Here is an 18651-nt window from a genome sequence, read left to right as displayed (position 1 = left end):
ATCCTGATAAAGATTAAGGCTTTCATAGCGTGAAACCATCGGTACATAATTCAGCTAAACGTTGCCGTCCCAGGCGCTTACGCCAGCGATTGAACAACAGTTTCAAATTGCTGTGGGCAGCCAGTGCGGTGATGCAGGCATGGTCGAATGTGGCATATGCCATCGATCCCGCTTCTCTGCCGACGCCATGCGCGGGCGGCGCATGCGGGGGCGGCGAACCCCCCTTCATCGGCGCCGGCCAGATCGGGCATGGTGGCATGCCCGTCATCAATGGCGATACCATGACGGTACACCAGTTGAGCGAACAGGCCATTCTCAATTGGAAAGATTTTAATATCGGCGCCGACAAGGCGGTGGTCTTTGACCAGCCGGGCGTAACCGCGTCCACCCTGAACCGCGTCTGGGGCCCGGACGCCAGCACGATTGCCGGACAATTGAGGGCAAACGGTCAAGTTTACCTGATCAACCAGAACGGCGTACTTTTTGCCGACGGCGCACAGGTAAACGTCGGCGGGTTGGTCGCCTCAACACTCAATATCAAGGATTCAATTTATCTTGGCGGATTGCTCACAGGCAACGCGGGCTTACTGGATAATGTCAATTTCCTTCCCGCAGTATTTGAAAGTGGAGCAGGTCCCACCGGAAACGTTGAAATCAAGCCGGGAGCCGTTCTCGCCACCGGCAACGGCGGGCGCATCATACTGCTGGCGCCCACGGTCACCAATCAGGGAAAGATCACCACACCCGACGGTCAAATCATATTGGGGGCGGGTAAAACCGTCTATCTCGCCGCCAGCAGCGACCCTGCGCTACGCGGACTGCTGATCGAAGTGGATGCGGGCGGATTAACCAATTCAACCGCCAGCAACCAGGGAATGATCACAGCGGAACGCGGCAACATTACCTTGGCAGGACTGCTGGTGAACCAGTCCGGCCGCCTGACCGCGACGACTTCGGTAAATGCCAACGGTTCCATCCACTTGTCAGCAGGAGATGTTTCGCGGCGTGCCGTAGATGACAATAGTAACGTTGTTCCAGCCGGTTTTTTCATTTCGAATGAAAACGGCAGCAATCGATTATTGCCGAATCATGGCGGCGGCTTGACTCTGTCGAATGGCAGCGTAACCCAGGTCACCGCCGATACGACGGACACCAAGATCATCACCGATACGCAGGTTTTCCTGTCGTCGGCAGTATCATTGGTAGGCAAGAAAATAGACCTGCAGGGAAACGCCGCGGTTATCGCGCCGGACGGCGACGTCAGTGTATTGGCGGCAGACAACCCTTACAACCGTATTTCTGAACGGAATATTGCCAAGCTGATACCCGTCGAGCCCGACGGCAGCCGCATCTACCTGGACAGCGCCAGCCGCATTGACGCTTCCGGGTTGCAAGGCGTGCAGCTTTCCGCAGAGCGCAACCTGATTCAGGTAGAGTTGCGCTCGAACGAGTTGCAGGATGCGCCTTTGCAACGCGACGGCTTCCTGAAAGGTAAAACGGTCACGGTCGATCTGCGCAAAGGCACCCCGTTAGCGGATATCACTCCGTTCCGTAATAATCTGGGACGCGGGATTTCCGAAAAACTGACGCAGGCTGGCAGCATTTCGCTCGATTCGGGCGGTGACGTGATCACCCAAGGCGGCTCGATCCTTGATGTCTCCGGCGGTACTATCCAGTATCAACAGGGACTCGATCGCACCACGACCCTGCTGGGCAGCGATGGCAGGATTTATAACATTGCCGATGCGCCCGTCGACATCAACTACATAGGGTTCGCCGATGGGTATACGGAGATTTCCGGCAAATGGGGCACCACTAACATCGTGGCAACGTCCCGCCCGGTATTGCAGGCATATACAGAAGGGCAATCCGCCGGGACGATCTATGTAAGCACGCCATGGGCGGCGCTGCAAGGGGCGCTGCGGGCGCATGCAACCACGGGACTGTTGCAGCGCATGGAGGCCGACCTGCCCAAGGGTGGCACGCTGGTGATTGGCGAAGCCAGCCAGGAAATAAATGGTGGGGAAACACCGGATTTTCGCGCCCGGAATATCGTATTAAGCCAGTCGGTACCCAGCTTGCTGCCGGGATTTAATTCCAGCAGCGCGGTGCCGGCAGAATCCCGGCAAAGTCTGCTGCTATCGGCTGCTTTAATCAAGCAGGGAGGGTTCTCCAGCCTGCACCTGTTCAGCAACGACACGATCACTTTGCCAGCTGCCACGGATTTGCGGCTGTCGGCCAGCGGGACATTTTCCGCGCTGGCAACCTCAGCCATCAATGTGGCTGGCAGCATCAATATCCTTTCAGGAGAAGTCGGTCTGAAGAGCCGGGAGAGCAGCGTTCAACTGGCGCCCGGCACGCAAATCGACGTCCGAGGCGGATGGATCAACAATTCTCCGCTTATTTTCGCAACGGCAGATAATGCGCCTCTATTGCTCGATGGCGGAAAAGTGACTTTGACTGCCTTTAATAATGTGGCAGTCGGCGCCAACAGCCAGATCAATGTTTCCGGTGGCGGGTGGGTGGACAGCAATAATAAATTGACTGCAGGAAAGGGCGGAAGTATCCAGTTGAACTCGGCAGGTGTTGATAACGCCGGCAATATACTGGGCACGGTTGAAATGCAGGGAAGGCTGCTGGGCTACGGATTATTCGATGGCGGTACGTTCGCCGTTACCGCCCCCACGGTCAGGATAGGCGGGGCGCCTTCAGGTAACACGGGAGAATTCTGGGTCGATCCGGCTGCCTTCCGTCAAGGTGGCTTTGCCTCGTATAGCCTGACCGGGATAAATGACGTGGAGATTGTGGCCGGCACCCAAATCCGTCCGCAAATGCAGAACTGGATACCGGATACCAGTTATCTGATCCGGCCCACCGGAAGCGATATCTCGGCTTTCAGCCGCATTGGCGTGCTGGATGAGTTGTTCCGCAGCCCGGTGAGCCTGGCGCTGGCATCGACCAGCGCCCTAAGCCGACTGGACCTGGGCAACCTGACCATGGGAGCAGGTGCATCCATCGTTACGGACCCCGGCGCTTCGGTGTCACTCTCGGCACGGGAAAATCTGAAGGTTTTGGGCACCATTGACGCTCCTGCGGGGCATATCAGCCTGCGGGTCGCGCCGGGAGTTGTTGTGGGCGCAGATGATATTGAGGAAGGCTTCGTGAGCAATCAGCATCTGCTGGTAGGCAGTAGCGCAAGATTGCAGGCGGGAAGCTTTGCACAGATCCGCAGGGACAGCGCAGATGGCCTGCGCAAAGGCAGGATGCTGGATGCCGGCAGCGTGGTATTGAGCGCGAACAAAGGCAACTTGATCCTGGAATCCGGATCGTTGATCGATGTGTCAGGGACTGGCGCCGAAATTGACCAGTTCACTACTTCAGGTGTGCAAACTATCGCCATCGCCGGTGCAGGCGGCGAAATAAGCCTTCATGCGCGGGAAGGCATAACCATCAAGGGCAATTTGCTCGGCAAAGCAGCCTCCATCCCCGGCGCTGCGGGTGGCAACCTGTCCATCGGATTGGATTTATACGATCGATCCCAAAATCCGAATGTTTCCATTAGTGGTGGCGCAATCTTCTTTCCCACCCAGGATCGCATCCTGACACTCACTTCAGATCCGGTCACCAGCCTGCCGACAACACCGGCAAACGGTACCGCCCGGATCAGCGCGCAGCAACTGCAAGCCAGCGGATTCGACCAGATCGAACTCAAAAGCACAGATGTGATCGCAATCGATGGCAGCGTGGATCTTGGCGCCAAACGCAGCCTGGTGCTGGACGCGCCAGTGCTGAAAGGCAATCCAGGCGCCTCCGCCAACCTGCATTCGGCCTATGTGGCGCTGGGAAATGTCAATGGCAAAAACCAGCCCGGGGCTGGAGACACATTGCCGGTACGCGACCCGGAAATTGGCGATGCAGCACTGACCGTCAGCGCCAGACTGGTGGATATTCGCGGCAACAGCACACTCGACGGATTCTCCACCGCGCGTTACCACAGTGACGGCGATATTCGCTTTTCTTACAGCGTGATCGATTCAACCACCAATTTCACCGGTTCGCTCAAAACCGCTGGCAACCTGATATTCCAGGCAGCCCAGCTTTATCCCGTAACCCGGGCGAATTTCACCCTCAATCCGGGGGGAACCTATGTACCCGGTACGGTAACCTTTTTATCCAATGGCGGAAGCCTCGCTGACACGCCACTTTCGGCGGGCAGCAAGCTTTCAGTCAACGCCACAACCATCAGTCAGGCAGGGGTGGTGCGCGCGCCGTTGGGGCAGATCGCCTTCAATGCGACCAGTGGCGTCGATCTGCAAGACGGTAGCGTGACCTCGGTATCCGGTGATGGCAAGCTGATTCCTTTCGGCAACGTACAGAACGGGAAGAGCTGGATTTATCAAATCAGTGACGTAGACTCCAGCCTCATCTCGGCTCCGGTAGCAAAGCAGCTCTCTCTGAATGCGCCTGCTATTTCGATCGCGAGTGGCGCAAGGGCTGATCTTTCCGGTGGCGGCGATCTGTATGCGTATGAATTTGTGGCGGGACCAGGCGGTTCGCAGGACGTGCTGGATACCCGTTATGCCGCAGCGATTCTCCCTGCCTTCAGTTCAGTCACTTCGCCATCGGCATTTGCTCCGCTCGATCATGAATATCAGATCGGCTCCGGGGTGGGTATCGGCGACAGCGTCTATCTGAGCGGTGTGCCCGGGCTGGCAGCAGGCTACTACGTCCTGCTTCCCGCCCGTTACGCCCTGCTGCCGGGCGCGTACGCGATTTCCGCTGTGAAAGGGATTCAGGATATGCCCCTTCCCGCGCTTACTGCCGCGCTCGGGTACCAGAATCTACCACTTGGCACCGTGTTCGCGCAGACGGATGGTTCCAGTATCGTGGCCGGACGTACGGCGGTTGCCGGCACGGATATTGCCGACAGCCTAACCTCCCTGTTTCATGTCACGCCTGGCAGCATAGTACGGACGCAGTCGCAATATAATGACAGTTTCTCGAACCAGTTTTTCTCTGAAACAGCGGTTTCCGGGGGAATGGCCATTCCGAAACTTGCCGCGGACGCTGGACAGCTCCAGCTCGCGGCCACCGATGCACTATTATTGAATGGCACTATCGGTTTCAACACGGCCACCTTCGTCGTTGGCAAGGATGCAAAGGGTAACGCCATTTTGCGCGATGGCCGCGGTGGCGAGGTCTCGGTGGAAGCGCCTTCCATCAGCCTGGTGGACAGTCTGGGCGCAGATGACGGCACGTTGCAATTGCAGACTTCCGGACTCAACAGCCTGGGCGCCCAGAGCCTGCTCATAGGCGGGAGACGCACAACCTCTTCTTCAGGCGACCGGCTCACAGTGGGCGCCGAGCGGGTGGAACTGCGCAATAGCGCAGCGGCCACCCTCCTCGCACCGGAAATCATTCTGGCGGCAAAGCAGCAAGTCATAGTGAAGTCGGGCAGTTCCATCAAGAGCCAGGGCACGCTGGATAACAGCGCCGGCACGCTGCAGGTGAATGGTGATGGTGCTCTGCTCAGGGTCGCAGAAACCCCACAACCCAACTTCAACCGTGTAATCGAGGACCCTTCGGCAACTCTGCTGGGCACCTTGACCGTGGAAGATCAGGCAAGGATTACGAGCACCGGCAGCGTCATCCTGGATGCCGCAGCGGATAGCCGGATTGCCTCATCGGCAAATATCGACGCTCACGCCGTTGCCCTCTCGTCGAGCAGGGTCAGCATAGGCGATTTACCCACCGGCACGAGTGCGGCTGGCCTCAACCTGACATCCACGCTGTTGTCGAACCTGAGTGGACTGACCAATCTGGCGGTACGCAGCTACAGCACGATCGACCTGTATGGTTCCCTGGTGCTGGGGAGCATTGATCTGGATGGCAAGCCTCATCTTGACAGCCTTCATCTCGATGGCTGGGGTCTGGTAGGGCATGGCGCCGGCAACAAGCTCGTGCGGGCAGCCACTGTCAACCTGACCAATCTGAACCAGGCGGCTTGTACCACGGCCTGCGCGGGTGACAGCACGGGGAGTCTGACCATTCGTGCGCTCGATGACAGCGGTGCCGCTTCCGGCCGCGTGTTCATGGGGGAGGGAGAAAAACACATCGCGGGTTTCTCCGCCGCAAATATCCAGGCTGCGAAGGACATTGCGGCGACTGGCAATGGCACGCTCGATCTGGCCAATGCCGGCGATTTGCAATTGCAAGCGGCGAGGTTGGGCACGTCGACCGGCGCGGACCAGGGTATTGCCAACGCCGATGGAAAGGTAAATATTGATCCTGCGGCAGAAGCAGGCGCAGCGCTGGCGGAAGCCGGCATAGGCGGAAAGCTTGTGATCAGCGGCACGCAGATCAGTCACGGCGGCTTGATCTCAGTGCGTGCAGGTGAGCTGACTCTGAATGCAACCGGCAGTCAATCCCAGGACGACGTTACCTTGAAGGCAGGCTCGCGCATCGATGCCTCGGGCGTCGATAAAAAACTGGGGGGGGTAAGTACATATGCGCCTGCAGGCAGGGTTAATCTTCAGTCCGCCAACGGTAACGTTGATATCAAGACGGCATTCGGGCTGCAATCCCCTGCCACGATCGATCTTTCCGGAGCGAGAGATGCAGCAAATGGCGATGACGGCGGCAATGGCAGCGATGCCGGGACCTTATCAATCAGGGCAGAGCATGGCTTCCTGGCATTGGGCGGCAACCTCCAGGCCAGCGCGGCTGACGGCAAGCACCAGGGGGCATTCGAGCTCGATGTCGGAAGCTTGGGGAGCTACTCCGGGTTGCACCAATCGCTGGCTGCCGGTGGCTTTACTCAATCAGTCGATGCGCGCATCCGTACCGGCAATGTGCTGATAGCGGCCTCCGATACCGTCCATGCCCACCAGTACAAACTGAGCGTCGATCAGGGTGCCATTACCATAGCTGGCACCATCGATGCCGGCGGCGCCACCGGCGGTCGGATCGAATTTCATGCAAACAACGATGTGACGCTGACCCATGGCGCGATCTTGCGCGCAGATGCCACGGCGACCGGTGAGCAAGGCGGAAAAGTCGTGCTGGGCACAACGGCTGGTGCGCTCGACCTTCAAACCGGCAGCCAGATCGATGTCGGCGCCGGCGCGGGTGGTGCAGGGGGCGAAGTGCTGCTGCGCGTACCGCGTATCGGCAGCGGCGCTGGCGACGGTGTGGTGGTAAATGGCGTGAATTCGGCTATCCAGGGAGCTTCCGCCACGGTGCTGGAAGCGGTCCAGATTTATCGCAATGTGGATACGTTGACTGCCGGCAGCGCGAATGGCGCCACGCTGGGCTTTGGCCAGATCGATGCTGATATCGCGGGTTTCATGGACCACAAGGGTGCGATCCTTTCGGCATTAGGTAAAACCGGTGACGGTGCCTTTCATCTTCGGCCCGGGGTGGAAGTTCAATCACCCGGCAACCTGACAATCGATAGCGACTGGAACCTCTATTCCGCCAGTCGCTCCGGAGACGAACCAGGGGTACTGACGCTGCGCGCAGGTGGCGATCTTATCGTCAAAGGGAGCATCAGCGATGGCTTTGCCACTCCAGTCCCGCGGGCCGCGCTGGGCACTGGCCCCTCCTGGTCTTATCGGCTTACAGCGGGAGCCGATATATCCGGTGCCGATCCGCTGAGCGTTGCCGTTTCGCCGGATGGCCATTTCATTCTTGCACCCGGCAAACTGATACGCACCGGCACTGGCGATATCGACGTCGCGGCCGCGGGTGACGTGCGCATTGGCTATGACAACGTGACAGATAGTTTTACCCAGCCCAATGCTTCCGCTTCTGTGATCTATACTGCCGGCGAAGCGGGCCCCGCAATTGATCCCGATTTGTTCAAAATCCCTGCGACCAGAATCGGCACCAACCCGGCCAACTACTCCATTCATGGAGGTGACATCAGTATCCGGGCGGGACGAGATATTACCAGTGTGCCCAGCAGGCAGCTGATTACGGACTGGTTGTGGCGCCGCGGAAAAGTCAACGCTGATGGCACCATTGCCGCAAACCAGAATACAACCTGGTGGGTGAATTTCGCCAACTTCCAGCAAGGGGTCGGCGCCCTGAGCGGCGGCGATATAGCGATAAAAGCCGACAATAATATCAATAATCTTTCCGCCGTCATTCCGACCAATGGGCGGCTCGCAGGCGTGGCGGGTTCCGTCCCTGATCCTGCCAATCTAGTGATACAGGGCGGCGGAGATTTGACCGTACTGGCAGGCGGAGATATCAACAGCGGCGTGTTTCAGGTTGACCGGGGCCATGCCCTGATCAACGCCGGTGGATCGCTGGGTTCCGCGCGCGCCATAAAGGACACCGCCGCCGGCGCTTCTTTAGATCCCAGCCCCATTTATACGCTGCTGGTGCTCGGCGACGGGGAAATCGATGTTCGCGCGCGCAAGGATGCCGTACTGGAGGGGGCATTGAATGCCGCTGCTTTGCCGGTATCAAAGATCAACACCTCAAGGAACCTCGGTGCATTATCTGCTTTTGGCGATAACTCCAATATTGATGCGACGTTTTTCTACACCTACTCGGCAGCCAGCAAGCTTAATCTTGCCAGTATCGCGGGAGATTTAACCCTTAATAACAGTTCCAATTCGATTAAATCAAGCCTTCCGGCTGGCGCTGGCGCATTAAGTTTAAATGCAGCCATATTCCCGGATTTGAATTTTTTGATCTACCCCGCAAGTCTCGACGCCATTGCGCTATCAGGGAATGTTCAGGTCAATGAGACCCGGTTGTTTCCTTCCGCCGCAGGTAGTTTGAATCTGCTGGCCGATGGCAACATCGACCTCGGTGGCATAGTACAAATATACGAATCCGATCCCGCGCGCGTGGCGAATCCATTCCAGCCTGTGGCGCTGCTAAAGGCCGCTGGCAAAAGCCCAATTCCAGGAGGTAGTGCGGAAATCCATCTGGATACCGCCGCTCGGCCCCTCATCCCACTACATAAGAATGACCATGAACCCATTCGTGTCGTTGCAGAAACAGGTAGCATTTTTGGCAACAGCCAGCCGATCTTTCTGCCCAAGCAGGCGCAATTCATCGCCGGCAAAGATATCAGTAACCTGAATCTTGATGGCAAGAACCTGAATGCGGGAGACTTGACCTTGTTTCAGGCTGGCCGCGACATTGTTTTCGACATCAGACAGGATGCAAGCAGCAATAAACTGCTTGGCAACCCTGATCGTATTCGCGTAGGGGGACCGGGTCTGCTGGAAATACTGGCGGGCCGCAATCTTGACCTGGGCAATAGCGCGGGCATCACTACCCGGGGCAGCACTGACGACGCGCGCCTGCCGGCGGGCGGTGCCGGCATCGTCGCGGCCGCTGGACTGGGCAGCCAGGCAACTGGCGGATTACGGCTTCCCGCCTATGCTGCCTTCATAGACCGGTACCTGGTGGCGGGCAACGCGCAGTCAGGCGCGCATCCGGCGGCGCTGACCGCCTACATGAAGCAACTCACCAGCCAGGATGATCTGACAGATGCCCAGGCGCTCGCGGCCTTTCGCGCCCTGCCCGATCCGCAGAAGCTGCCTTTCGTCTCCCAGGTTCTGTACAGTGAATTGAGGACCACCGGCCTGGAGCATAATCTCACCGGTGTCCCTTATGACCGTGGCTACGACGCCATCCAGACCCTGTTCCCGGGATCCGATTATGCCGGCGATATCAACCTGTTCTTCAGCCAGATCAAAACTGAACAAAATGGCGATATTTCGCTGCTGGCACCCGGCGGCTCGGTAGTCGTTGGCCTGACAAATCCCCCAGCTGAGCTGGCCGCATTGAAAATCGATGAGTCTGTCAGGCCGAATATTCCGGCAGCGGCCAATCTGGGCATTATGGCGTTTGGCGAGGGAGCTATCCGCGCTTTTGCCAAAGAGCATTTTACCGTCAATCGTTCACGTATCCTCACCCTCCAGGGGGGAGATATCCTGTTGTGGTCTTCCGACGGTAATATCGACGCGGGCAGAGGGGCAAAAACCGCGTCCGCGGCACCGCCTCCCGTGATTCAGACGGATGCGAATGGCAATGTTTTTGTCAATCCCAGCGGTGTGGTATCGGGAAGCGGCATCGGGCAACTGCTGACAACAGCCAGAACCACGGTGGGTTCCGTAGATCTGCTGGCGCCGAGAGGTATAGTCGACGCCGGCGATGCGGGGATTCGCGTGGCCGGCAACTTGAACGTAGCCGCTGTACAAGTGGTGGGTGCGGACAACATTCGTGTCGGCGGTGTAGCCACTGGCACGCCGGTTTCGGACAGCGGCGTGCTGGCGGGCGCCGCGGCCGCCGGTTCCAGCGTAGCTGCGGCCGCCACGAGATCGGTCGATCAAATGTCACGCGATGTAGCAAATAATCCTAACGCCGGCCTGTCAAACACACGCCAGCTGATGCCTTCATTGATTCGCGTGGAGGTGCTGGGTCTGGGTGAGTAAATTCTGCGTGACCGTATGTCATGCTGAAGAAATTCCATTGCCTCCTTTCCTGATTCCGCAGTCCATCCGGCAAAAACACCGGGAGCATTTGCATGGCATACTTCCTCTCCCTCTCCGCCTGGATACCGCTTTTATAGCTGCGCGAGATAGACGTGCGGCATCCATCCTGAACTCCCCTGCAATCGATCGCGGCCACCGTCATTCGCGCTTCTCTTCCGCATCAGGCAAACCTGGCAGGTACAGCTATCAATGCCTGGTTTCTTCTGTCTCCAATTCGCTTTCCGATTCCTTGCAGAGCACATCCATGAATTCTCTTAGCATAAAAACTCATATTGTAACCATTTTTTATAGGTTCATTTAAATCCGCTTCAATCGTATATTGCTATCCCACCTAAATGCTTAATGAATGAATGTCCGCATTATAGGAATTTTTATGACTTTTGGTTGATTTAGCCGATGTTCAAGGAGGCAAAGGAGCCTCTGCTTCGTATCCCTGCCGTCATGAACAGGGGACGGTTTGGGATGTCGGCCGGGATTCGAATAACCAATCGCTTATTTATAAAAACGTATTCATCAATCCAATGAGGTTCGCAAGGACAGGCTTCTGTGGCCCAACCCAAATCCGTTCGTAATGCTCACGCAATTTGGAGCTTTATATATCGGGCACGAAACATACGCGGTCACGCAGACTGGCTCCGGGTCTCTATATGCGTTTGGTATTATAACTGAGTCCGCGATTATATCGATGAGTGCAGAAAAAATGTTGGATCGCCAAGTGTTTCATAATTTCAGGATATTTTGCTTGCTCGCACTAACTGCCGAATTCGGATTCTGGTCAAGCGTTTCCGTATCCGCGGAAACGCCCCGGTCCGCCCGTGAAACACACGGAGAAGTTGCGGAAGCTGAAAAGAAATTGATTTTCGATATTCTTGATATTCAGATTGAAGGAAATACCGTGTTATCGCGAATGGCTGTGGAAAAGGTCATCTACCCTTTTATGGGAGAGCACAAAACAATTGACGATCTGGAGGCCGCTCGCAAAGCGCTGGAACAGGAATACAAGGACAGCGGATTCGTCACTGTTTTTGTGGATATTCCCGAGCAGGATGTCAAGGATGGCGTGGTTCGATTAAGCGTTACCGAGGGAAAGGTAGGACGCCTGCGTATCAAGGATTCGCGGTATTACTCGCTGGGTCGTATCCGTGAAGCAGTGCCCTCGCTGGCTGAAGGAAGCGTTCCCAATTTTCCGGTGGTTCAAAAAGAAATGGCCTCGCTCAACCGCTCCGCCGGTCTGCGTGTGTCCCCTGTATTGCGCGCGGGTACAACACCGGGTACCGTCGACGTCGATCTGAATGTCAAGGATCGATCACCGCTTTATGCAAGCGTCGAATTGAATGACCGCTTCAGTCCTAATACCAGCCGACTCCGGCTGATCGGTACCCTTCGCTATGACAACCTCTGGCAGCGGCAGCATAGCCTGAATATTCAATATCAGACTTCACCGGAAAAGCTTGACCAGGTTCAGGTCTTTTCGGGAACTTACCTGATGGGTCTGGGAAGCAGCGGCATCATGCTCGCCGTCTATGGTGTCCATGCAAATAGCAATGTTGCGGTACTGGGTAACACAAACGTGATCGGCAAGGGCGATATCATCGGAACCCGGCTCGTTCTGCCGTTAACCGGTTTGGATAACTATTATCACAGCCTGTCACTTGGCTTCGACTATAAAAATTTCGATCAGACGGTGCAACTGGGGACGAACAGGCTCGTAACGCCGATACGTTATTTCCCCATCAGTCTTCAGTACAGCGGCACCCAGCAGGACACGAGTGGTGCCACCCAGCTTGGGTTGGGGGTGAATTTCTCCACGCGCGCCCTGAGTGAACGCAAGATAGAGTGCCTGCCCGGATTTCTCGAAGATCAATTCGAATGCAAAAGGCATGGCGCGCAAGCTGATTTCATCTATCTTCGATCCGATTTGCATCGCCAGCAAACCTTGCCTCGGGGTTTTATCCTGTCGGGAAAGGTATCCGCACAGATAGCCAATCAACCGCTTGTCAACAATGAACAGTTTAGTGCCGGGGGAGTGGAGACGGTCCGCGGCTATCCGGAATCCCAATTGCTGGGTGACAACGGTTTTCAAGGCTCGGTGGGACTGCAAACCCCCCGCCTGCCGGGAAGTCTGCTTGACTGGCGGCTGCTTGTATTCGTCGATGGCGCATATACCAACAACTACAGGCGCCTGGACACTGATTTGTCATACAGCATCCTGAGCACGGGGCTTGGCATGAGATTCAAGTCACCCGGGAGTCTGAGGGGTCTGAGCGGTTTTAGCGGTGCGCTTGATTTTGCCTGGCCCCTGCGAAATTTCAGGAACAGCACCACCAACATCCAAACCGGCGATCTGCGTATGCATTTCAAATTACTGATCGAAATGTAGCGCATGCCAGTCCAGCTTGAATTATCGAGGGATATATAGCCTGATGAATAAGATATTGTTTCTATTGTTTACTTTCCATCTCATGTCACTCTCTACGGTTGCCGCGGCTTACTGGGATGAGGCATGGGCTGCCAGAGTAAAAATCACGCTTAATCCGCAGGGTGTGGCGGCGGTGGAGCAGGTGCCGGTGGCGGTACGTCTGCATTCGGGCAACTTTAATTTTTTGGATGCGGACGCGGATGGCGCCGATCTGAGATTTGTCGCGGCGGATGACAAAACCGAACTCAAGTTTCATATCGAGAAATTCGATTCCATCAACGAGCTGGCGGTGATCTGGGTACTGTTGCCCCAGCTTAATCCGGCAGATAAATCAGCACATTTTTGGCTCTATTATGGTAACGAAGCGGCCACCAGTGCGGCTGACAGCAAAGGCAGCTGGGATTCAGGGACTGCAGCCGTTTTCCATTTCAGTGAAAAAACGCTGTTGCAGGATGCCTCCGCGAACGGATTGGCGGCAACCGGTGAAATAACCGTACAAAAAGCAGCCTTGCTTGGCGCGGCTGCGGTGTTTAACGGCCAGCCCCTCACTATCGGGCCAGCGGCTGCGCTCAAGCTGGGCGCGGGGGGTAATTTTTCGTATTCCGTCTGGATCAAGCCGGGCGCCCTGCCTCAGCAGGCCGGGCTGTACCGTCAAGAATCGCTTTCCGTCAAGATCGACGGCCAGAAGCTGGTGCTGGCAACCGGCTTAACAGCCATTTCCGGCGGTGAAATCAGGGCCGGCGCATGGCAGCATGTGGCGGTCGCGGCAACCGCGGGCAAGGCCACGCTGTATGTGAATGGTGCGGCGGTAGGCACGGGTGATCTGGCGCTGCCGGATGCCCAGGGCAACGTGGAGATCGGCGCCGGCTATATCGGCGAACTCGATGAAATTCAGATAGCCAATGTCGCACGCGGCGAGGATTGGTTCAAGGTGGCGGTAGCGGGCCAGGGAATGGACAGCCAGCTCCTTAAAATCGGAAAACCATCCACTGACGGCGAAGAAGAAGAGGAGAGCGTCTCCTACTTCGGCATTCTCTTCCAGAGCCTGACCGTGGATGCGTGGGTAGTAATCATTATTCTTGCTGTCATGTTTGCGATCAGCCTGGCTGTCATGGTTCTGAAAGGCAAGCTGGTTGCGCGCACGGATCGCGGCAACCGCCTGTTCCTCGATCGTTTCGCAAATGCCGGCAGCGATGATCTTCTGGCACTCGACAAGGGCGAAAGCTATCCCGATTCGACCCTGTTTCATCTTTACGGTGCGGGGTTGAAGGAAATCCGCAAACGCTACACCAACGGCAACGAACTTGCGCTGACTGGCGCATCAATTGACGCTATCAAGGCCTCGATCGATGCCAATCTCATCCGCGAAAACAAGAAACTGAATGCCAACATGGTGCTGCTCACCATTGCCATCTCCGGCGGACCCTTCCTCGGCCTGCTGGGTACGGTGGTAGGCGTGATGATCACCTTTGCCGCGATCGCCGCGGCGGGCGATGTGAACGTCAACGCCATCGCTCCCGGGATTGCCGCAGCCTTGCTGGCTACAGTCGCCGGTCTGGCGGTCGCGATCCCCGCGCTTTTCGGCTACAACTACCTGGCTAGCCGTATCAAGAACATCACCACCGATATGCAGATTTTCGTAGATGAGTTCGTGACCCGGGTTGCCGAGTTGTATGACGCTGAGAGAAATTGAGTCATGTCAGGAGATGTCAAGGAAGACAACCAGCCTTACGACGAGATCAACATCACGCCGATGCTGGATCTCGCCTATGTGTTGCTGGTGATATTCATCATTATGACCACCGCTTCGGTACAGGGAGTGAAGGTCGAGCTGCCGCACACGCGTAACACGGCAAGCTTGGCTCAGCCGCAGACTCGTGCGATCACCGTCACGCTGGATGGAGCGGTTTATCTGGATGCCTACCCCGTGGACATAGTGATGCTGGAGCAGCGCCTGAGCGAATTCAAGGGTAACAATCCTTCTCTGCCGGTGGTACTCAAAGGCGATGCAGCGGCACATTACGACAAGATTTCCGAAGTACTGGAGATCTGCAAGAAGCTGGGCATTACGGAGATTGGCCTGGTCACCAAGAAGAGCGCTGAATAATCCTGAATCCGGTAGTTGGAAGGGGTGAAGTGTGCGGTTTTTGGGGTGCAGGGCAAGGCGCAACGACGCGGAATGGCCGTTCCATTCCAGGAAGTTGCAACGCGAAATAAGCGGTCAGCTACCGGATTTAGGATTATGCAGATACAGAACGAATCGCAACCCTACGACACCATCAACATCACGCCCATGCTGGATCTGGCGTATGTGTTGCTGGTCATTTTCATTCTCATGACGACCGCGGGCGTGCAGGGGCTCACCATGAATCTGCCCAAGCCCTCCAGCAAGCCCAGCACAGAGCAGCACGAGGTGAAGATCGTGCAGATACAGGAAAGCGGCGGCATGCTGATGAACGGCGTGGGCGTGAGTCTCGCTGAACTCGAAACCCACCTCAGTGCCACCAAAGCGCGAGACCCCAAGTTTGCCGTGATGATCAAGGGCGATGCCAAAGCGCCCTACGCGGGAGTGATCGCGGTAGTGGATCTGGTGACACGCCTGGAAATTGAGAACGTTGGTCTGGTGACGGCGAAAATAGGAAGCTGATGGGCAGCCAGCTTCAAGGCATATCCCTACCTGCTGCGAGGGGGACGGCGGGTGGCAGGATCTGGCTGCGACGTGTTGCGGTCGGATTGGGACTATTACTGATACTGGCAGGTATCGGCGTAATTTTAAAGAGCCTGATGACGGGAAATACCAATCCCAAGAAAACGGCGACCACTGTCAAGATCATGCCCGATACGCCACCGCCTCCACCGCCTCCACCACCAAAAGAGCCACCCAAGGAGCAGCCCAAGGAGATGAAGGTGGAACAGCCCAAGCCGCGGGAAGCGCCCCAGCCTCCGGCTGAAGCTTTAAAGATGGAGGGGGCGGCGGGTGACGGCCCAAGTCCGTTTCAGGCAGGTACGGTCACCAATGAATACCAGGGAGGCACAACAATCGGCGGCAAAGACCAGTTTGCCTGGTTTACCGGATTGCTTAAAGGCCAGATCGAAAGTGCCCTGGCCAGGGACAAGGATCTTGCCAAGGGAGATTACCGGCTGGTGGTCAAGGTCTGGATCACCAGGAGCGGGAAGATTGAGCGCTTCGAATTGGACGGGAGCAGTGGAAACACGCAGATAGACGGGTTAATTAAGGCAGCGCTGAATAATATCGCGCCGCTTTCGGAGCCGCCTCCAGAAAACATGCCGCAACCGGTGAAATTGAGGATCACCTCCCGCTCGGCGGGCGGCTGATGGATGACAGTGCAAGAGATACTATGAAAATCAAATTCTTACCACACATAATTCTGGGCTTATTCAGCCTGTTGTCTTCAGGCATGGTGATGGCTGACGCGAGTACGGTCAAACTGGTGAATCTCCTGGTGCAGGAAGGGATTCTGTCCAAAGAGAAGGCGGATCTTCTGCTTAAGCAGGTAGCAGAAGAAGTGACTCCCAAAACAAATGGGATCCAGGCAAAAACCACTCCCGAAAATGGGGTGGATGCACCGGATGGCAAAGGCAAGGTCATCCGCATGCAATACGTGCCCGAGTTTGTGAAGCAGGAAATGCGCGAGGAAATCAAGCAGGATGTGCTGGCCCAAGCGAAAAACGAACACTGGGGAGACCGCAAGCCTCTTCCCTCATGGCTGGATCGGTTTACATGGAGCGGAGATGTTCGGCTGCGTCATGACAACGCGTCATTTTCCGAAGCAAATGCACCCCCAGGGGTGTTCCGGCTGGCGGGCATCGATGTAGAAAATACCACTGTGGATCGGTTGCGCTGGCGCGTAAGAGGCAGAATCGCAGTGGATGTGAAACTTACGGATCACTTCACGGCCGGAGTCCGCTTGGCGACGAATGGAGCCAGCGAGAATCCCGTTGCGGCAAATCAAACCCTCGGCGACAGCAATCGCTCGTTTGCCGCCTTTTTCGACAGGCTTTATATCAATTACAAGCCAAATGACTGGCTACTTCTCAGTGGTGGGAAGGTCGCCAATCCTTTTTACCGCACCGATATGGTGTGGGATCCCGATCTGAACTTCGACGGCATCATGGTTTCAGCGAAACCAAAGATCAACGACCGTTTGCTGGTGTTCGGGACTGGAGGTGTATTCCCCATACAGGAAGTTGATCTGGCGAAGAATGATAAATGGTTATTTGGCGGACAGGGTGGCTTGGAATGGTATTTAACCAGTCAATCCAAGATCACGCTGGCAGCAGCCTATTATCACTATGAAAACATGTCAGGACGAATCAGCGACTTGAATGGGGATATCAGACTGAATACCAGCGCGGTGCAGTGGCGCCAGAAAGGTAATTCCTTGATACAACTGAATAATCCACCCGTTGCCGGATTGGATGATGGGGGCGTCTATGGATTGGCATCCGAATTTCGTGAGCTGAATCTGACAGGCGGGATAGACCTTGCCACGTTTAACCCGGTACGCATCCGCCTCATGGGCGATTACGCGCGGAATCTTGCTTTCGACCCCGCCAAGATGAGGCAGCGCGGTGCCAACTTGAGCGGAAAGGAAGGCAACACAGCCTACCAGGTGCGTCTCGATATCGGCACGACCATGCTTCAGGACATGGGTCAGTTGCTCGCGGCGAAACGCCATGACTGGCTCCTGTTTGGCGCATTCAAACGCATGGAATCCGATTCGCTGCTCGATGGTTTTACCGATTCCGAGTTTTATATGGGCGGCACGAATGCCCAAGGCTGGATCGGAGGCGCTGCCTATGCGGTTGCCGATAACGTCTGGTTCACGGGCCGCTGGCTCAGCGCCAATCAGATCATCGGGCCAAAACTGGGTATCGATATTCTTCAGATTGATCTTACCGCGAGGTTCTAAGGTGTTTTCCATCCTGATGCGATCGACTTTTCTCCCGAATATCATATGGATAATGGCTTTATTTATACTGCTGATGAGCTTGGCAATGCCGGCATGGTCCGCCGATAAAAAAGAAACGTGGCAACGGGAAGCCCAGCGCCGTACGCAACAAGCCATCAAGCAGGCTCAAGCGAGAACCGTGGAACTGGAACAGGCCAATACCGATCTAGGCAACAAGCTGAAGGAACAGGAGCAGCGTTTGAATGAAGTTCAGCAGAATCTGGAGGGATTTTCACGAAGGAACAAGCGACTGGCAGAAAATTACGCAAAAGAACAGGCTAAAGCCATCGATCTTGAAGCCAGGTTGAAAGAAACTGAAAGCAATTTGCGGCAGACGCAAACAGAACTGGCCGAGATCACCGCATCGCAACTGGAAACCCAGCGCCGCCTGCAGACGATGACTTCGGAGAAAACGGCGGTGGACGATACCCTGGCAATTTGTTCCGGTAAAAATGAACAGCTATATGAGTTCGGGCGTGAGTTGATCGACCATGTCGAAAGACCGGAAGACTTTACCAGTATTCTGCGCGCAGAGCCCTTCACCCAGATTAAACGTGTTGAACTCGAAAACATTTTTCAGGATTACCGCGACAACCTCGATCAGAGCCGTATTAAACCCGTCGGTGTGCGCTCTGCGAACCCCAGGTGATGATGTCGAAATCTTCATCCATGGCCCTGTTTATTTTTACAGCGTCAACGGCGAAGGCCGCTGCGAGATTCCTGCCCCGCAGCGAATGCT

8 protein-coding genes are annotated in these 18651 nt (G+C 56.1%); all 8 read left to right on the top strand.

The window, feature by feature from the left end; translation table 11 throughout:
* Positions 1 to 89: 89 nt before the first annotated feature.
* The 8 genes from EBAPG3_RS04735 to EBAPG3_RS04700 all read left to right on the top strand — a co-directional run bounded on the left by EBAPG3_RS04735 (position 90) and on the right by EBAPG3_RS04700 (position 18561).
* Positions 90 to 10460 (top strand): filamentous haemagglutinin family protein, encoded by a 10371-nt coding sequence (locus EBAPG3_RS04735; RefSeq protein WP_004175034.1) that lies wholly within the window; start codon positions 90 to 92, stop codon positions 10458 to 10460.
* Positions 10461 to 11262: 802 nt separating this feature from the next.
* Positions 11263 to 12900 (top strand): ShlB/FhaC/HecB family hemolysin secretion/activation protein, encoded by a 1638-nt coding sequence (locus EBAPG3_RS04730; RefSeq protein ID WP_004175032.1) that lies wholly within the window; start codon positions 11263 to 11265, stop codon positions 12898 to 12900.
* Positions 12901 to 12943: 43 nt separating this feature from the next.
* Positions 12944 to 14632, top strand: coding sequence for a DUF2341 domain-containing protein (locus EBAPG3_RS04725; protein ID WP_004175030.1), 1689 nt, complete (start codon positions 12944 to 12946; stop codon positions 14630 to 14632).
* Between the two features lie 3 nt (positions 14633 to 14635).
* Positions 14636 to 15046, top strand: a complete 411-nt coding sequence (locus EBAPG3_RS04720; protein WP_004175028.1) for an ExbD/TolR family protein — start codon at positions 14636 to 14638, stop codon at positions 15044 to 15046.
* Positions 15047 to 15181: 135 nt separating this feature from the next.
* Positions 15182 to 15586: an ExbD/TolR family protein gene (locus EBAPG3_RS04715; protein ID WP_040851261.1), complete on the top strand. Its 405-nt coding sequence runs from the start codon at positions 15182 to 15184 to the stop codon at positions 15584 to 15586.
* Positions 15586 to 16275, top strand: a complete 690-nt coding sequence (locus EBAPG3_RS04710) for a TonB C-terminal domain-containing protein (RefSeq protein ID WP_004175024.1) — start codon at positions 15586 to 15588, stop codon at positions 16273 to 16275. The genes EBAPG3_RS04715 and EBAPG3_RS04710 overlap by 1 nt, the downstream gene beginning before the upstream one ends.
* Before the next feature lie 23 nt (positions 16276 to 16298).
* Positions 16299 to 17873, top strand: coding sequence for a putative porin (locus EBAPG3_RS04705; protein ID WP_161493773.1), 1575 nt, complete (start codon positions 16299 to 16301; stop codon positions 17871 to 17873).
* Between the two features lie 52 nt (positions 17874 to 17925).
* Positions 17926 to 18561 carry a hypothetical protein gene (locus EBAPG3_RS04700; RefSeq protein WP_004175020.1) on the top strand — a complete coding sequence of 212 codons (636 nt, stop codon included), beginning with the start codon at positions 17926 to 17928 and terminating at the stop codon, positions 18559 to 18561.
* Positions 18562 to 18651 lie beyond the last annotated feature (90 nt).

The sequence above is a fragment of the Nitrosospira lacus genome, from assembly GCF_000355765.4.
GTDB lineage: Bacteria > Pseudomonadota > Gammaproteobacteria > Burkholderiales > Nitrosomonadaceae > Nitrosospira > Nitrosospira lacus.
Note: the sequence above shows the minus strand (reverse complement) of the source record. Positions and strands in the feature narration are given on the sequence as shown.